The sequence below is a fragment of the Marinobacter sp. S0848L genome (assembly GCF_023016065.1).
Lineage (GTDB): Bacteria > Pseudomonadota > Gammaproteobacteria > Pseudomonadales > Oleiphilaceae > Marinobacter.
Window position 1 is genome coordinate 93,217 of sequence record NZ_JALKAQ010000001.1, and the last position, 14,093, is coordinate 107,309.

The window sequence follows — 14,093 nt, forward strand, 5'->3', positions numbered from 1 at the left end:
CTATGACATCCAGCGACAGTGAAAACAAAACACCAGGCACCGCCAGCCCGGCAAAATTCCGCAAAGCCGGCTGCGGCATTCGATTTGAAGAAGACGAGTTGCAGGAAGGCATCGATTTCTCGAATGCCACTCACCTGAAACCTGCTGACGACGAAGTCGAACACGCGCCATCAACCAACGCCCGTTCAATCCCCGAAGAAAACCGGTAACCGAACGATCACCTGAAGACCGCCCGTCTCACGATTGCGGGCTTCAACGGTGCCATCGTGGGCCCGAACGATATCCCGGGCAATGGAAAGTCCCAAACCCCAGCCTTTCCCGCCGCGCGATTCGTCGGCCCGGAAAAACGGTTCGAACAACTGGTTGAGCATATCGGATGGCGCTCCGGGGCCCTCATCGGCAACCGACACTTCGACCTGATCCTTCGTTATCGACAGCTCAACATCAACCGATTGGCCCGGCGGTGTATGATCCAGCGCATTTTGCAGAACATTGTCGAATGCCCGCTGCAGCAACCCCGAATCGCCCAAAATGGAAACCGCGGCCACGTCATCGCTTGCAACCAGTTTGCAATCTACCCCTTGCTGCTCGGCATAATCACTGGCATCGCCCAATACCCGATTGATCAGCGCCAAGGGTTTGACCGGTTGCTGCTCGAACGCACGGCCATTTTCAGATACCCGATATAGGGTCAGGATCTGGCCGGTCATGGTTTCAAGCCGCTCATTCTGCCGCAGAATACTCTCCATAAGTGCCGGATCAGCACCTTCATCACTGGCCAGTTCAATCGCAATTCGCTGCCGTGCCAGTGGGGTTCTCAGGTCGTGGGATATATCTCTGAGCAAACGGTTATGGCGATCCAGCAGTTGGCACAAACGATCGGTCATGGCATTAAATGCAGCCGCCAGCTGGCCAATCTCGTCGCGGCGTTGAGCGATGGTATCGGACACTCGCAACTCCGTATCACCGTTAGCAATCGAACGAGCGGTGCCCTCCATATGCTTGAGCGGCCGAGAAACCAATCGGGCGATCCACCAGCAAGCCAGTGAGATAACAACAAACGCAAGGACCAGCTCGAACATTCGGAATAGCCCAGGATGTAACCAGCCTTCACCACCCATGCGAGGCCAGGCAACTAACCTATAACCGTCATCCAGATCTAACACTGCCGGTTTACTCAGGTGCCAACTTGACTGCATGCGTTCGCGCACCATTCGCGGCAGCCGACGATGACCCTGTTCCGCTTCAATCAGAATTAAATGAAGATGCAGCCGCTCACCTTCTATTCGCAAAAATCGCCGAGCCTCGGACCGGCCTAACTGTTCCCGTAGATTCACCGCTTCGCCAGCAATGTCCTGCAAGCCTACCTGGCGAACAATGGCTTGACGCTCCCGGTCCTGCAGGAAGCGGTTGGCTAGCTGACTAGTCACCATCGTTACCGCCATCGCCAGCCAGATCGACAGAAAAATACGCCAAAACAAGGTAAACCTGAAACGCGTCATTCAGTTGGCACCCGATAGCTGTATCCAAGGCCCCGCACCGTTTCCACTCTGGGCGGGTCGTCATTTCCCAGTTTTTTGCGCAAGTTGCTCACGTGCATATCCAGTGTGCGGTCGAAGGCTTCGAGCCTCCGCCCCAATGCCCACTGCATGAGGTCGGTTTTGCGAACGACACTGCCGGCATGGGCAAGCAACACCTGCAACACTTCGTATTCGGTCGCGGTCAGTTCAAGAGGCTTATCATTTTGATAAATTCGCCGCTGGTCAGGCTCAACCCTCAGGTCACCGTAAACCCGACTGGCATCCACATCGGCTTGCTGATCCCAGGCAACCCGCCGCAGAATGGCCTGCAACCGAGCAACCAACTCGCGAGGATTACAGGGCTTGGGTATGTAATCGTCCGCGCCCACTTCCAGGCCCACAATCCGGTCGGTTTCGTCGCCCCGGGCTGTCAGCAGTATCACCGGCAGGTGGGTTTTCCCTCGCAGCTCACGCAGCACATCCAGACCATTGATGTCGGGCAACATGATATCCAGAACCACAATGTCGCAATCCTGCCCTAAAGCCAGCGACAAGCCATCATGGCCATTGGCCGCCTCTCGCACGCTGAAACCTTGGTTTGTCAGATAGCGCGACAGCAACTGTCTCAACTCGTCGTCGTCTTCAACTAGCAATACCCGATTCTGCATGTCTGCCCCTCAACCTTTATCTGCCGCTAGTCTAGCACGGCGCTCCGGCCCGTCTGCCGCGTAGGTTTTTCTCTTTACCCAACCTTTACACAAGCCTGACACTCGCTGACGTTCCAAGGGCGTAACATGGGTTCCGTAGACAGTCGAAACTCATAGAAGGAAGACATCATGAAAGTACATACCTCTGTAATGACCGCCGGCGTTTTGATGGCCGCCCTGTTCGCAGCCAGCCCTGCCGCTTTTGCCCATGATCACAAAGGCATGGACCACCGAGAAGGCAAGCACAACAAGAAAGAGATGTGCGAAGACTTCCGCGAAGGCAAAGGTAAATTCAGCGAAGAACATCGTGAAGAGCGCCGCCAGGAAATGCAGGAACACCGCGCCGAAATGGCCGACCGCCTGATGCTCACCGACGAGCAGCGCGTGATCTGGAGCGAGATCCACGACGAGCGTCAGGAAAAGCACCATAAGCGTATGGAAAAATGGCAGAAGAAAATGGAAAAACGCTGCGACGACATGAAATAGTGATCAACCCTCGGGTTCTGTCGTATGGTATGGCCTTGGTTTCACAGAGCTCATTATCATCATGGCAGCACCCGAGATCACGGTAACCACCTGCGCAAGCATCGCCGACATTCCCCAAACGGAGTGGCGGCGGCTGGCCGGTTGTCACAATCCGTTTCTTCGCTACGAATTCTTTCAGGCGCTGGAGGCTTCCGGCTGCACATCCCCGGAAACCGGCTGGACGCCCAGCCATTTGGTTTTTCGCCGTAATGGTCAGATTTGTGGTGTGGCTCCGGCTTATCTAAAAAGCCATTCGATGGGTGAGTACGTGTTCGACTGGGGCTGGGCAGACGCCTACCAACGCCACGGCCTGCCCTACTACCCGAAGCTGCTGATTGCCATCCCTTTTACGCCTTCACAAGGCCCGCGTTTGTTGTTGGATGACTCGGCCAGGGCACAGCTAACACCCACACCGCTGGATAATCTGCTCACCAACCTGACGGCACAGCTTGGCGCCCACTCCTGGCACCTGCTCTTCCCCAACGCAGCCGACCAACGTTTGCTTAGCCACGATCAGGAACTCCACCGCATTGGCTGCCAGTTTCATTGGCACAACCGTGACTATCAGTGTTTCGACGACTTTCTGGCTGAACTCACCTCCCGTAAACGCAAATCCATCCGCAAAGAACGGCGACAGGTAGCCGAGCAAGGAATCGGCTTTCAGCATTTCCACGGGCGGGATGTTTCAGACCGGGTACTGTCGGCGTTTTACGTGTTCTATCAGGCCACGTACCTGAAACGCGGCCAGCGGCCCTATCTCAACAAAGTCTTTTTCGAACACCTTCGGGAAAACCTGCCCGAACACCTGCACCTGATCATGGCCCTACGCGACGGCGAAATGATTGCCGGCGCGTTGTTTCTGGCGAGCGAGTCAACGCTTTATGGCCGCTACTGGGGGTGTCTGGATGAATACAACCACCTGCACTTTGAAACCTGCTACTACCAAGGCATTGAGCTTGCGCTCGAACTGGGCCTTCAGCATTTCGATGCCGGTGCTCAAGGGGAGCACAAACTGGTACGCGGGTTTGAGCCGGTGATTACCCACTCCTGGCATGGCATTCTTCACTCGGGCTTCAGGGATGCCGTTGCCGATTTCACTCGGGAAGAAGCAGTGCAGGTAAAGGGCTACTTTAACGATGCCCATACCGTGTTGCCCTATCGGCAACAGAATCAGGATTAGGCTCTATACTGAAAGCTTGAAACGGGAATTCGACGGAGGTCGAACGCCATGGACGCAGGTCAACTCTGGACCATGCTGCCGCCGCACAACCTGTCGCTTCTGATCGCAGCAGGCGCTTCGCTGCTAGCATTGGTTGCCATTTTAATACTGTTTAACAACCGCAGACGCAGCCAGCATCAAATCAGTGCTCTGAAGGAGCGAATTGATTGTCTCTGGCGTGAAGTGGACGAGATGCGAGTGATGGATTTCAATCAGCCACTGGGCGCCAAAGCGTCCGATCAGGGATTCGCTCTGGACCAGGAACGCTACCGTACCGAAAAGACCGCCTATGACACCATCTGGCCCAAAATATGGCAACTTCACGACCGGCTGGGCGTTTTCTTGCGCGCTGTTGAAGCAGGAGAAGCGGCTAACGAACTGCGCCTTGAAGCACGCCAGGCGGCCATTGAGGCCCGAAGTAACTTGAACCAGAACCGCCCGTTTTGCAGCGAAACGGTTGAGAATCTGGCGTCACGGTTGATAGACACAGAAATTAAAGCCCATCTGGCCGCCTGCCAGCACTTGGACCAGAAAAAAGAAGTCGCCAACGCTCCCAGTGCGCACGATCTGCGCGTGCTTCAGGACAAATGCCATACCCTGCACGATGGCGAGGCCAGAGAACTGCTGAACCAGCTCGCCTCTACCATTCGCCATCGGACCCTGAGAAACATCTGAATACCAGCCACAATGGCCGTTAACCGAGGTAACGCACCAAAGCCGCTGCGACCAAGCCCACCGATATCGCCGGCAGCGGCTTACGAATCGCCAGCATGGTGATGGCCGTCGCCACCAGAGCCGCCAATGCACCGGCATCACCCGCCACGGCCATAGGCACGATAATGGCAATCAAAACGGAGCTGGCCATGGCGTTGATAAAGCTTTCAACCCGCGGGCTGATTTTCACGAACGACATGGCGAACACACCGCCAAAGCGGGTGATCAAAGTAACCAACGTCATGAGCACAATCAGAATCAGAACGCCGACGGGTGTGGTTTCAATGGTCATGACCGGCTCCCTCTTGCTCTGAATTACCGGCAACGCGCGGTTCCAGCCAGAACAGCCCCACCGCGCCGCCCGCCAATGCACCAACCACCACGTGCATATTAGCGGGCAGCCACTTCCAGGCCGCAAGAGACGTCACGCCCGCCACCAACCAAACCACCACAACTCTCGGCGTGGCTTTACCGCCCAATACCATCGATAACAGGAAGCAACCCAGCACCATGTCCAAACCAAAAGCTTTCGGGTTCTGCAGCAGACCGCTGAAATAGGCTCCGAAAGCCGTCCCCAACACCCAGGCCAGCCAAAGCACCACGCCACCGCCGAGAATCACTTCGAGATTGCGTCGGCCGTTCTGGTAATCCTGCGCCGAAACCGCCCAATTGGCGTCGGTCAGGAACAACAACAGGCCATACCGGCGCGCCGGCGAGACATCTTTCAGCATGGGGTAAAGCGAGGCCCCCATCAGCAAGTGGCGTGCGTTGATGGCAAACACCACAACCATCATGGGAATGACGGAGACTTCGGTGCCCCATAAATCTAGCGCACCAAACTGGGAAGCCCCGGCAAACACCGTGAAGCTCATCAGAATGGACTGAAACGGAGACAAGCCGGATTGAGTCGCTGCTAATCCGAACGCAGCACCAAAGGCAACAACGAACAGAGATATCGGCAGCAAGCGGAAAAATTCAGCGCGCACCTTGTGCGGCTGAAATTGGTACGAATAAGTATGAGCAGACATCGAAGGAAATTAAGCCGAAAGCGGCAAAACACGAATAGGTAAAAACCACTAAGCCGAATTATTTTCTACCGCCGCCTCAGCCAGTTATATGCAAACCTCACACTTTAATCAGCCGATGGCACCCGCCACCTGTTGACGTACACGTAAACTTACTCTAGTTTGTTTTTCGTCCAGTCCCAAAAGGACAACCCGGGTAATCCACCGGGTAGGACCGATGAAATCTAACTCCGGCCAAAAGCCGGGATTACAAAAACAAGACATTACCTACCGCCGCGATCCGGCCAGGTAGTAGAGGATTTCAACATGTCAGATCTTTCACGCTCCCCCACGGGGCTGCGTCCCGTCAGCCTTGACGATGTCTGGAAAAAAGATACCGGTTCGGTTTACATGAATGGTAGCCAGGCTCTGGCGAGACTCCCCCTGCTCCAAGCCCAACTCGACCGTAACAACGATCTGAATACCGCCGGCTTTATCTCCGGTTATCGCGGGTCTCCTCTTGGCGGTTTCGATAAAGTTTTATGGAAAGCCCGCGATCACCTCAAAGAGCGCAATATTCACTTCTTGCCCGGTGTAAACGAAGATTTAGGCGCAACCGCTGTCTGGGGCAGTCAGCAGGTCAATATATTTGAAGGCGCCCGCTACGACGGCGTCTTTGCGCTTTGGTACGGCAAAGGTCCGGGTGTCGATCGCACCGGCGATGTGTTCAAGCACGGTAATGCGGCGGGCACTTCCCGGTTTGGTGGCGTACTGGCGGTCGCGGGCGACGATCACGCGTGCAAATCATCCACCCTGCCCCATCAAAGTGATTACGCCTTTCTCGATGCCGGCATGCCGGTTCTGAACCCTGCTGGTATTCAGGACATTCTTGATCTGGGCCTGTACGGCTGGGCTATGTCGCGGTTCAGTGGCTGCTGGGTAGGCTTCAAAGCCCTGGCCGAGAATATGGATTCGTCCATTTCCGCCAATCTGGATCTGAGCCGAATCAACATCCGCACGCCCACACATTTCCCGTTACCGGAAGGCGGCCTGAACTCACGCTGGCCCGACAAACCCATGGAGCAGGAAGAGCGCCTGCACCGGTACAAATTAGAAGCGGCGAAAGCCTTTTGTCGGGCCAACCGGCTGGACCATACCGTGCTTGAAGCGAAACAGCCTCGACTGGGTATTGTGACCACCGGCAAAGCTTATCTCGACGTTATTCAGGCATTAGCCGACCTGGGCTTAGGCGATGAGGAACGGGAAGCCATAGGTCTGGCCGTCTACAAAGTCGCTATGCCTTGGCCTTTGGAGCCCGAGGGCATTCATGAATTCGCTTCAGGGCTGGAAGAAATTCTGGTGGTTGAAGAGAAACGGGGTTTGATCGAAGAACAGATCAAAACCCAACTTTATACCTGGCAGGATGGCAAACGCCCGAACGTGATCGGCAAAAAGGACGATCACGGCAAGGATCTGCTGCCAACCATCGCCGAACTGACGCCCGCTATGGTGGCACGAGCCATCGCGTCCCGACTGGATGGCCGCTATTGCAACGACACGCTGCAGCAGCGCCTGAACTTCCTCACTGAAAAAGAGAACAGTCTGGCGCAGCCCAAGGAGCGGTTGGAACGCACACCTCATTTCTGCTCTGGCTGCCCGCACAATACGTCCACTCAGGTCCCCGAAGGCAGCCGCGCCCTTGGCGGCATTGGTTGCCACTACATGGCCACCTGGATGGATCGCGGCACCGACACCTTCACCCAGATGGGCGGTGAAGGGGTAACCTGGCTTGGCCAGGCACCGTTTACCAACCAGAAGCACGTGTTTCAGAATCTGGGCGACGGCACCTACTTTCATTCTGGCGTTTTGGCCATTCGAGCCGCTATCGCTTCCGGTGCCAACATCACCTACAAGATTCTCTACAACGACGCCGTCGCCATGACCGGCGGCCAGCCGGTGGACGGAACCTTGACGGTTCAACAAATCAGCCACCAGCTCTACGGCGAAGGCGTGCGACGCATTGCTGTGGTCAGCGACGATATCGACAAATATCCGTCCCGGGCCGATTTTGCCGACCGTACTACCTTCCATCATCGGGATGATCTGGACGCTCTGCAACGAGAGATGCGAGAGATTGAAGGCTGCTCGGTGATCATCTACGACCAGACCTGCGCCGCCGAAAAACGCCGTCGTCGCAAGCGCGGCACCATGGAAGACCCAGACCAGCGCGTGATGATTCACTCGGATGTGTGCGAAGGCTGCGGTGATTGCGGCATTCAATCCAACTGCTTGTCGATTCTGCCGAAAGAAACCGATGCCGGGCGCAAACGCACCATCGACCAGTCTTCCTGCAACAAGGACTTCTCCTGTGTGCGCGGTTTCTGCCCCAGCTTTGTCACCGTCAAAGGCGGCAGGCTGAAAAAACCGGCGGGAGTCAGCTCCGCGGTGGACTTCCCCGAGCTTCCGGAACCTACGCCTGTATCTGGCAGCAACCCTTACGGCATTCTGCTGACCGGCGTGGGTGGTACCGGTGTGGTCACGGTCAGTGCCCTGCTGGGCATGGCCGCTCACCTTGAAGGCAAAGGCGTATCCGTACTGGATCAAGCCGGCCTGGCCCAGAAATTCGGTGCGGTGGTCAGTCACATTCGCATCAGTGACAAGCAAGAGGACATCCACGCCGTACGCATTCCCGCCGGCGAGGCAGACCTGATGATTGCCTTCGATCTGATGGTGTCAGCCACAGACGATGCCTTGGCCAAACTGGATAACCGTTTTTCACGGGCGGTGGTCAACACCGAGAAAGCCATGCCCGCAGCCTTTACCCGGGACCCGGACATCCAGTTCCCCGGCGAGTCGATGGAGCAGACGGTGAAAGAAGCCTGTCGCCCTGATGGCAGCTGGTTCCTGAATGCCGGTGATCTGGCCAAAGCGTTGATGGGCGATGGCATGGCCGTGAACCTGTTTACCGTTGGCTTCGCCTGGCAACAAGGGCTGCTGCCGCTGAGCGCCGCTGCCATAGAGCGCGCCATCGAGCTCAACAACGTAGCGGTTGAGAAAAACAAGCAGGCCTTCCTCTGGGGTCGTCGTGCTGCCCACGATCTTGATCGGGTCATGGCGCTGGCTTTCCCGAAACCCAAAGGCACGCCGGTGCAGGTCATGGAAACCACAGACCAGCTGATCCAGCGCAACATGGCCCATTTGAGCGACTACCAGAATGCATCGCTGGCCAAACGCTACGAGAAACTGGTGCGCAATGCAGAACAGACCATCGAACACAAGCTGGGCCGCGACCCGCTCCTGTTGCGATCTATCGTCGAGAACTACGCCAAAGTGCTGGCCTACAAGGACGAGTATGAAGTCGCCCGTCTGTTTAGCAATGGCAGCCTGCGCAAGCAACTCGAGGAACAATTCGAGGGGGATTTCGAGCTGGAATTTAATCTGGCGCCGCCTCTGCTTAGCCGCGGTAAAAACGGCGAACGGCCGAAAAAGCACACCTTCGGGCCCTGGATGGAAACCGTGTTCACCTGGCTGGCGAAAGCCCGCACCCTGCGCGGCACTCCGCTGGACCCGTTCGGATACACCGCCGACCGGCGCCTGGAACGTAAAATCATTCGGGAGTACGAAGCCGACGCGGCTTTTCTGCTCAAGCATCTGAGCAAAGACCATGCCGATGCGGCCCGCAACCTCGCCAGCCTACCCGCGAAGATCCGCGGCTACGGGCCGGTGAAAGAAGCCGCCTATCATGCTGCCCAAAAAGAACGGGCGCAGTACCGGGCTGAATTAAGCCCGAATGAAAGGGCTCATCAACAAATCGCCAACGCAGCTGTCTAAAACAATAAATGGCCACCGCAGGCCCCACAAGGGTAGCGGTCGGCCACCGACAAGAGGTGAAACGCCATGAACGTATTCAGCCATCCGGAGTTCGATACCCACGAACACCTGTCTTTCGTCTGCGATGCCGAAACCGGCCTTAAAGGTATTATTGCCATTCACAACACATCTCGGGGAGCCGCGCTTGGCGGTTGCCGAATGTTCCCTTACGCCAGTGACGAAGAAGCGCTCAGAGATGTCCTTCGCTTATCGAGAGGCATGACCTATAAATCGGCACTGGCCAATCTGGACCTCGGCGGCGGCAAGTCGGTGATCATCGGCGACCCTCGCAAGCACAAGACCGAAGCCTTGCTCGAAGCCATGGGCCGACACCTGGAAAGCCTTGGCGGCCAGTACATTGCCGCTGAAGATTCCGGCACCAGCGTGCCTGACCTGAAAGTCATGGGTCGCCAGACCGCCCATGTGGCCGGCATAACCACCCGCACCGGTTTCGATGGCCTGCCCAGCACGGGCGATCCGTCACCGGTAACCGCCTACGGTACGTTTATCGGCCTGAAAGCGGCCGTCAAACACAAACTCGGCACGGATGACCTGAATGGTTTGAAGGTAGCGGTTCAGGGTATTGGCAATGTCGGCTTCCGTCTGGCCCGATACCTGAAAGAGGCCGGTGCCGAACTGTGGGTGACTGACATTCACGCCGACAACCTCAAACGGGCTGTAGATGAGCTGGGAGCTACTCCCGTTGCGGCCGATGACATCCTCACCCTACCGGTCGATGTTGTCGCCCCGTGCGCTATGGGTGCGGTGCTGAACGATCAAAGCATTCCGGCCATCCGGGCTGCCATCGTGGCAGGTGCTGCCAACAACCTGCTGGACCGCCCCGAGCACGACGCCGTGCTCAAGCAACGCGGCATTCTCTATGCCCCGGACTTTGCCATCAACGCCGGCGGCATCATCGATGTGTTTTACGAGCGCAACAATGGCTCACCGGAGCAAATCCGCGCTCACGTAGACACCATTGGCGATACCCTCGCCGAGATATTCCAACGCTCCGACCGCACAGGCCGTGCAACCGGCGACATCGCCAACGAACTGGCTGAAGAGCGTTTCAGAAAGCATGCCCCGGGTGCCGGGCTTATGCCCAGCCGACTGGCTCGCGCCGGGTAACCTGACCCGGCGTTTCCCCTTGGGAGCTGCAGAGTTCTGCGGCTCCCCTTTTTAACCCCTGAAACAAAAACAATACCTTCGGGAGATCATTATGTCTGTCACTTCATCCGGCTCCGCTACCTATTCGGAAGCCCTTGAGGGCTCCAATGCGAAACGAGGACTCTGGTCCTCACGGCTCGCGTTTATACTGGCGGCCACCGGTTCCGCCGTTGGCCTGGGCAATATCTGGAAATTCCCCTACGTCACTGGCGAGAACGGTGGGGGTGCTTTTGTACTGGTTTACCTTGCCTGTATCGCCGTGGTGGGTATCCCCATCATGATGGCCGAAGTGATGATTGGCCGCCGGGGTGGCCGCAGCCCGGTCAACAGCATTCGTCTGATCACCGAACGCGACAAGCTCAATCCGGCGTGGAAACTGGTGGGGGCCATCGGCGTTCTCGCAGGTTTTTTGATTCTGTCGTTCTACTCAGTGATTGGCGGCTGGGCCATCTCCTACGTAGGCACCACCGCCAGCGGGCAACTGGCCGGGCAATCATCCGAGTCCATCGGTGCGATCTTCTCGGGATTACTCAGCACCCCGTCTACCCTGCTGCTCTGGCACACGGTGTTTATGGCTCTGGTGATGGTCGTCGTCGCCCGGGGTGTTCGCTCTGGCCTTGAAAAAGCCGTGAGCATACTGATGCCCGCGCTGTTTGTATTGCTGCTGCTCGTGGTCGGGTATGCCATGACCACCGGTCATTTCGGACAGGCCGCTGCGTTCCTGTTCCAGCCGGACTTCTCTAAACTGACCACCTCTGGCGTGTTGGTAGCCCTTGGTCATGCGTTCTTTACGCTGAGCCTCGGTATGGCGGTGATGATGGCTTACGGCTCTTACCTGCCGAAGAACATTTCCATCGCCAAAACCTCCATCACTGTCTCGGTAATCGATACCGGCGTGGCACTGCTGGCCGGCATGGCGATTTTCCCGATTGTCTTTGCAAATGGTTTGGAGCCGGGCGCCGGTCCCGGGCTGATTTTCCAGACCCTGCCGCTGGCCTTTGGCCAGATGCCGATGGGCTCGCTGTTCGGCACCTTGTTCTTCGTGTTGTTGGTGTTCGCGGCCTGGACATCGGGCATCTCGCTACTGGAACCCATCGTGGAATGGCTGGAAGAGCAGAAAGGTATGAACCGTGCCATCAGCACCCTGGCCGCCGGTGGCGTGTGCTGGGCGCTCGGTATTGCCTCGGTGCTGTCACTGAACGTGTGGGCAGACGTCGCGCCGCTGGGCTTCATCCCGATGCTGGAAGGCAAAACCATTTTTGATCTGCTGGACTTCTTGACCGCCAACATTCTGCTGCCGCTGGGTGGCCTGTTGGTCGCACTGTTTGCCGGCTGGGTGATGTCTCGTCAAGCCATGGAAAACGAGCTGTCGCTGTCACCGGGCGTGTTCAACCTGTGGTTTGTCACCGTCCGCTTTATCACGCCGGTCGCTGTGGCTATCGTGTTTATCTACAACCTGACGTAAAAAAACGCCCGGGCAGCGCGCTGCCCGGGCGTTTCACTGGTTCACTAAATTAAGTTCCAGGGTTCTCAACTGTCAGAAATACGAAATCCTATTTTCAGCACTACCTGATAATGGCCTACCTTGCCGTCAACAATATGGCCGCGGGTTTCCATCACCTCAAACCACTCCATGTTGCGGACACTTTTTCCACACTCTTCAAGCGCATTTTCGATAGCATCCTCGATGCTTTTTTTCGAGGAACCGACAATTTCCACTTTCTTGTAAACGTGGTGATTCGACATAAACACCTCCTGCAACTTGCTCCGTTTACTTGAGCCTAGAAGACAAGAGGCGTACCGGCAAACCTCAGTTTTTCACGCAGGCTTGCGGGCAACGTAGACGGTGTTGAAAGATTCCCGATTTTGGAAGGGATTGAAGAAGCTGACAACGTGGCAGGCTACGTCTTCGAATACTTCGTTCAGAACCGCCATAAACTCGTCATCTTCGCCTTCGTTTGACCACATGGCAAAAATGCCGCGCGGCTTCAGCTGCCGGGCCATCAGGCTGATATTTTCGGTGCTGTAGAAGCTGGCACTGGAATCGTGCAGCAGGGCTCTGGGCGAGTGGTCGATGTCGAGCAGAATAGCATCAAACTGTTTCCCCGGCGCTTCAGGGTCAAAGCCTCCGGTAGCGGGGTCTGCCACGGCCATATCGAAGAAGCTGCCGTGTACGTATCGGTGCCGTGGGTCGTCGTTCTGTTCTTTGCCAAGGGGTACGAGCTCTTGCTGGTGCCAGCCGATCACGGGCTTGAGGTATTCAACGACCAGCAGTTCGGATACGCGTTGGTGTTTGAGGGCTGCAACGGCGGTGTAGCCCAATCCAAGGCCCCCGACGACGACACTGAGGTTGTCGCCTTCGGTTTCATTCAGACCAATATCAGAGAGCGCAATTTCGGCATCAACGAACATGCTGGACATGAGAAACTCTTCGCCCAGCTTCACTTCGTAGATGTCCCGATCACCCAGTGCCGGTATTTTGCGGCGGCGCAGAGTGATTTCCCCGATTACCGAAGGTTGGCTGTCTATTTGTTCGAAAAGCAGTCCCATGTTTTGGCTCTTGTGGTTTGTCTGATTTGGAGAACGGTTAAGTTTGGGAGTTGCTGCCACTAGCCTGCTAGTTCGTGCAATCGCCAGTGGGTAGGGCGCTTCCAAAAACCGCTCCTTCGGCACGTCCATGTGACGCTTCTGCTCCGCCATCCATGGCTCCGCACATTTTTGGAAGCGCCCTACCCACTGGCTTCGTTCTTCTACTCCCCGGTTCGCTTGTTTTCTATCTCGGAGAAACAGGCCTTAAGCAGGCTTTTCAGCTTGTCTGCGCCTTCCCGGTTCATCAGTTCGATATTTCGGTCGGGAATGCCATCCACATCGGGATAGCTATCAATCGCAGACTCCAAGCTCGCTTCACGCAACAAATGCAGCATAGGGTATGGAGAACGGTTCGTGTAATTCTCTGCCGCATCGGCCTCGGTGTGGGCAAACTGGTAATCCGGATGGAAGCTGGCGATCTGATAGATGCCTTCCAGTTCCAGATAATCCAACAGAGCGTCTGCGGTATCCAGGAACTCGTTGTAGGCATAGAAATTCTGTAACACGCTCGGGTGAATCAACAACGTGGTTTCAACGTCCGGCTGGTCTTCCAGCAACTGCAGCTCAGCATGCAGCGCCTGCACAAGCTCGTCTTCTGTCCCTGCCTCCGTCACTACAAACCGAACCCTGTCTTTCACCAACTCACGCTTGGCAAACGGGCATAGGTTGTAACCAACCACAACGTCTTCAACCCATTTTCGCGTTGCGTTTACAACCTCTGATTCACTCATCTAATCATCCCTAAGTTCAGTTGAAGACCACTCACAAGCTTAAGCGG

General features: G+C 56.4%; 14 protein-coding genes. 7 read left to right on the forward strand and 7 right to left on the reverse strand.

The features are described from left to right. Positions 1–2: 2 nt before the first annotated feature. On the forward strand, positions 3–209 hold the full coding sequence (locus MWU64_RS00395; protein WP_247059117.1) for a hypothetical protein: 207 nt from the start codon (positions 3–5) through the stop codon (positions 207–209). Here the strand turns inward: MWU64_RS00395 and MWU64_RS00400 are convergent. Together MWU64_RS00400 and MWU64_RS00405 are read right to left on the reverse strand one after the other, a co-directional pair. Beyond that, a complete protein-coding gene (locus MWU64_RS00400; RefSeq protein ID WP_247059119.1) occupies positions 186–1,502 on the reverse strand; it encodes a HAMP domain-containing sensor histidine kinase in 1,317 nt (438 codons plus the stop codon). The genes MWU64_RS00395 and MWU64_RS00400 overlap by 24 nt on opposite strands. Further along, positions 1,499–2,188, reverse strand: coding sequence for a response regulator transcription factor (locus tag MWU64_RS00405; protein WP_247059121.1), 690 nt, complete (start codon positions 2,186–2,188; stop codon positions 1,499–1,501). Before MWU64_RS00405 ends, MWU64_RS00400 begins: the two co-directional genes overlap by 4 nt. A gap of 168 nt (positions 2,189–2,356) precedes the next feature. Here MWU64_RS00405 and MWU64_RS00410 point away from each other — a divergent pair, with 168 nt between their 5' ends. The 3 genes from MWU64_RS00410 (at position 2,357) to MWU64_RS00420 (ending at position 4,646) form a co-directional block, all read left to right on the forward strand. Then, on the forward strand, positions 2,357–2,713 hold the full coding sequence (locus MWU64_RS00410) for a hypothetical protein (RefSeq protein WP_247059123.1): 357 nt from the start codon (positions 2,357–2,359) through the stop codon (positions 2,711–2,713). 61 nt (positions 2,714–2,774) lie between these two features. Continuing rightward, positions 2,775–3,932 carry a GNAT family N-acetyltransferase gene (locus MWU64_RS00415; RefSeq protein ID WP_247059126.1) on the forward strand — a complete coding sequence of 386 codons (1,158 nt, stop codon included), beginning with the start codon at positions 2,775–2,777 and terminating at the stop codon, positions 3,930–3,932. Between the two features lie 48 nt (positions 3,933–3,980). Continuing rightward, positions 3,981–4,646, forward strand: a complete 666-nt coding sequence (locus MWU64_RS00420; protein ID WP_247059127.1) for a hypothetical protein — start codon at positions 3,981–3,983, stop codon at positions 4,644–4,646. Positions 4,647–4,665: 19 nt separating this feature from the next. On the opposite strand, the gene MWU64_RS00425 is transcribed toward MWU64_RS00420, so the two are convergent. Together MWU64_RS00425 and MWU64_RS00430 are read right to left on the reverse strand one after the other, a co-directional pair. Then, positions 4,666–4,977 carry an AzlD domain-containing protein gene (locus MWU64_RS00425; RefSeq protein WP_247059129.1) on the reverse strand — a complete coding sequence of 104 codons (312 nt, stop codon included), beginning with the start codon at positions 4,975–4,977 and terminating at the stop codon, positions 4,666–4,668. Then, the gene (locus MWU64_RS00430; protein ID WP_247059131.1) at positions 4,967–5,713 is read right to left on the reverse strand and encodes an AzlC family ABC transporter permease; all 747 of its coding nucleotides are present in this window, start codon (positions 5,711–5,713) and stop codon (positions 4,967–4,969) included. Before MWU64_RS00430 ends, MWU64_RS00425 begins: the two co-directional genes overlap by 11 nt. Before the next feature lie 303 nt (positions 5,714–6,016). Between MWU64_RS00430 and MWU64_RS00435 the strand changes: the two genes are divergently transcribed. The 3 genes from MWU64_RS00435 to MWU64_RS00445 all read left to right on the forward strand — a co-directional run bounded on the left by MWU64_RS00435 (position 6,017) and on the right by MWU64_RS00445 (position 12,191). Further along, on the forward strand, positions 6,017–9,520 hold the full coding sequence (locus MWU64_RS00435) for an indolepyruvate ferredoxin oxidoreductase family protein (RefSeq protein ID WP_247059133.1): 3,504 nt from the start codon (positions 6,017–6,019) through the stop codon (positions 9,518–9,520). Positions 9,521–9,586: 66 nt separating this feature from the next. After that, entirely contained in the window at positions 9,587–10,687 is a 1,101-nt protein-coding gene (locus tag MWU64_RS00440; RefSeq protein ID WP_247059135.1) for a Glu/Leu/Phe/Val dehydrogenase dimerization domain-containing protein, read from the forward strand. 91 nt (positions 10,688–10,778) lie between these two features. Further along, positions 10,779–12,191, forward strand: a complete 1,413-nt coding sequence (locus MWU64_RS00445; protein ID WP_247059137.1) for a sodium-dependent transporter — start codon at positions 10,779–10,781, stop codon at positions 12,189–12,191. A 65-nt stretch (positions 12,192–12,256) separates the two neighbouring features. On the opposite strand, the gene MWU64_RS00450 is transcribed toward MWU64_RS00445, so the two are convergent. The 3 genes from MWU64_RS00450 to MWU64_RS00460 all read right to left on the reverse strand — a co-directional run bounded on the left by MWU64_RS00450 (position 12,257) and on the right by MWU64_RS00460 (position 14,046). Then, positions 12,257–12,472 (reverse strand): dodecin, encoded by a 216-nt coding sequence (locus tag MWU64_RS00450; RefSeq protein ID WP_199006262.1) that lies wholly within the window; start codon positions 12,470–12,472, stop codon positions 12,257–12,259. 72 nt (positions 12,473–12,544) lie between these two features. Beyond that, positions 12,545–13,276 carry a spermidine synthase gene (locus MWU64_RS00455; protein WP_247059139.1) on the reverse strand — a complete coding sequence of 244 codons (732 nt, stop codon included), beginning with the start codon at positions 13,274–13,276 and terminating at the stop codon, positions 12,545–12,547. Positions 13,277–13,476: 200 nt separating this feature from the next. Next, a complete protein-coding gene (locus MWU64_RS00460) occupies positions 13,477–14,046 on the reverse strand; it encodes a DUF1415 domain-containing protein (protein WP_247059141.1) in 570 nt (189 codons plus the stop codon). Between the last annotated feature and the right edge of the window lie 47 nt (positions 14,047–14,093).

Coding starts and splice junctions, on each gene's coding strand:
- MWU64_RS00455 (WP_247059139.1), bottom strand. CDS start 13,276: ATGGGACTGCTTTTCGAACAAATAGACAGCCAACCTTCGGTAATCGGG.
- MWU64_RS00400 (WP_247059119.1), bottom strand. CDS start 1,502: ATGACGCGTTTCAGGTTTACCTTGTTTTGGCGTATTTTTCTGTCGATC.
- MWU64_RS00445 (WP_247059137.1), top strand. CDS start 10,779: ATGTCTGTCACTTCATCCGGCTCCGCTACCTATTCGGAAGCCCTTGAG.
- MWU64_RS00435 (WP_247059133.1), top strand. CDS start 6,017: ATGTCAGATCTTTCACGCTCCCCCACGGGGCTGCGTCCCGTCAGCCTT.
- MWU64_RS00425 (WP_247059129.1), bottom strand. CDS start 4,977: ATGACCATTGAAACCACACCCGTCGGCGTTCTGATTCTGATTGTGCTC.
- MWU64_RS00420 (WP_247059127.1), top strand. CDS start 3,981: ATGGACGCAGGTCAACTCTGGACCATGCTGCCGCCGCACAACCTGTCG.
- MWU64_RS00440 (WP_247059135.1), top strand. CDS start 9,587: ATGAACGTATTCAGCCATCCGGAGTTCGATACCCACGAACACCTGTCT.
- MWU64_RS00460 (WP_247059141.1), bottom strand. CDS start 14,046: ATGAGTGAATCAGAGGTTGTAAACGCAACGCGAAAATGGGTTGAAGAC.
- MWU64_RS00395 (WP_247059117.1), top strand. CDS start 3: ATGACATCCAGCGACAGTGAAAACAAAACACCAGGCACCGCCAGCCCG.
- MWU64_RS00450 (WP_199006262.1), bottom strand. CDS start 12,472: ATGTCGAATCACCACGTTTACAAGAAAGTGGAAATTGTCGGTTCCTCG.
- MWU64_RS00415 (WP_247059126.1), top strand. CDS start 2,775: ATGGCAGCACCCGAGATCACGGTAACCACCTGCGCAAGCATCGCCGAC.
- MWU64_RS00405 (WP_247059121.1), bottom strand. CDS start 2,188: ATGCAGAATCGGGTATTGCTAGTTGAAGACGACGACGAGTTGAGACAG.
- MWU64_RS00430 (WP_247059131.1), bottom strand. CDS start 5,713: ATGTCTGCTCATACTTATTCGTACCAATTTCAGCCGCACAAGGTGCGC.
- MWU64_RS00410 (WP_247059123.1), top strand. CDS start 2,357: ATGAAAGTACATACCTCTGTAATGACCGCCGGCGTTTTGATGGCCGCC.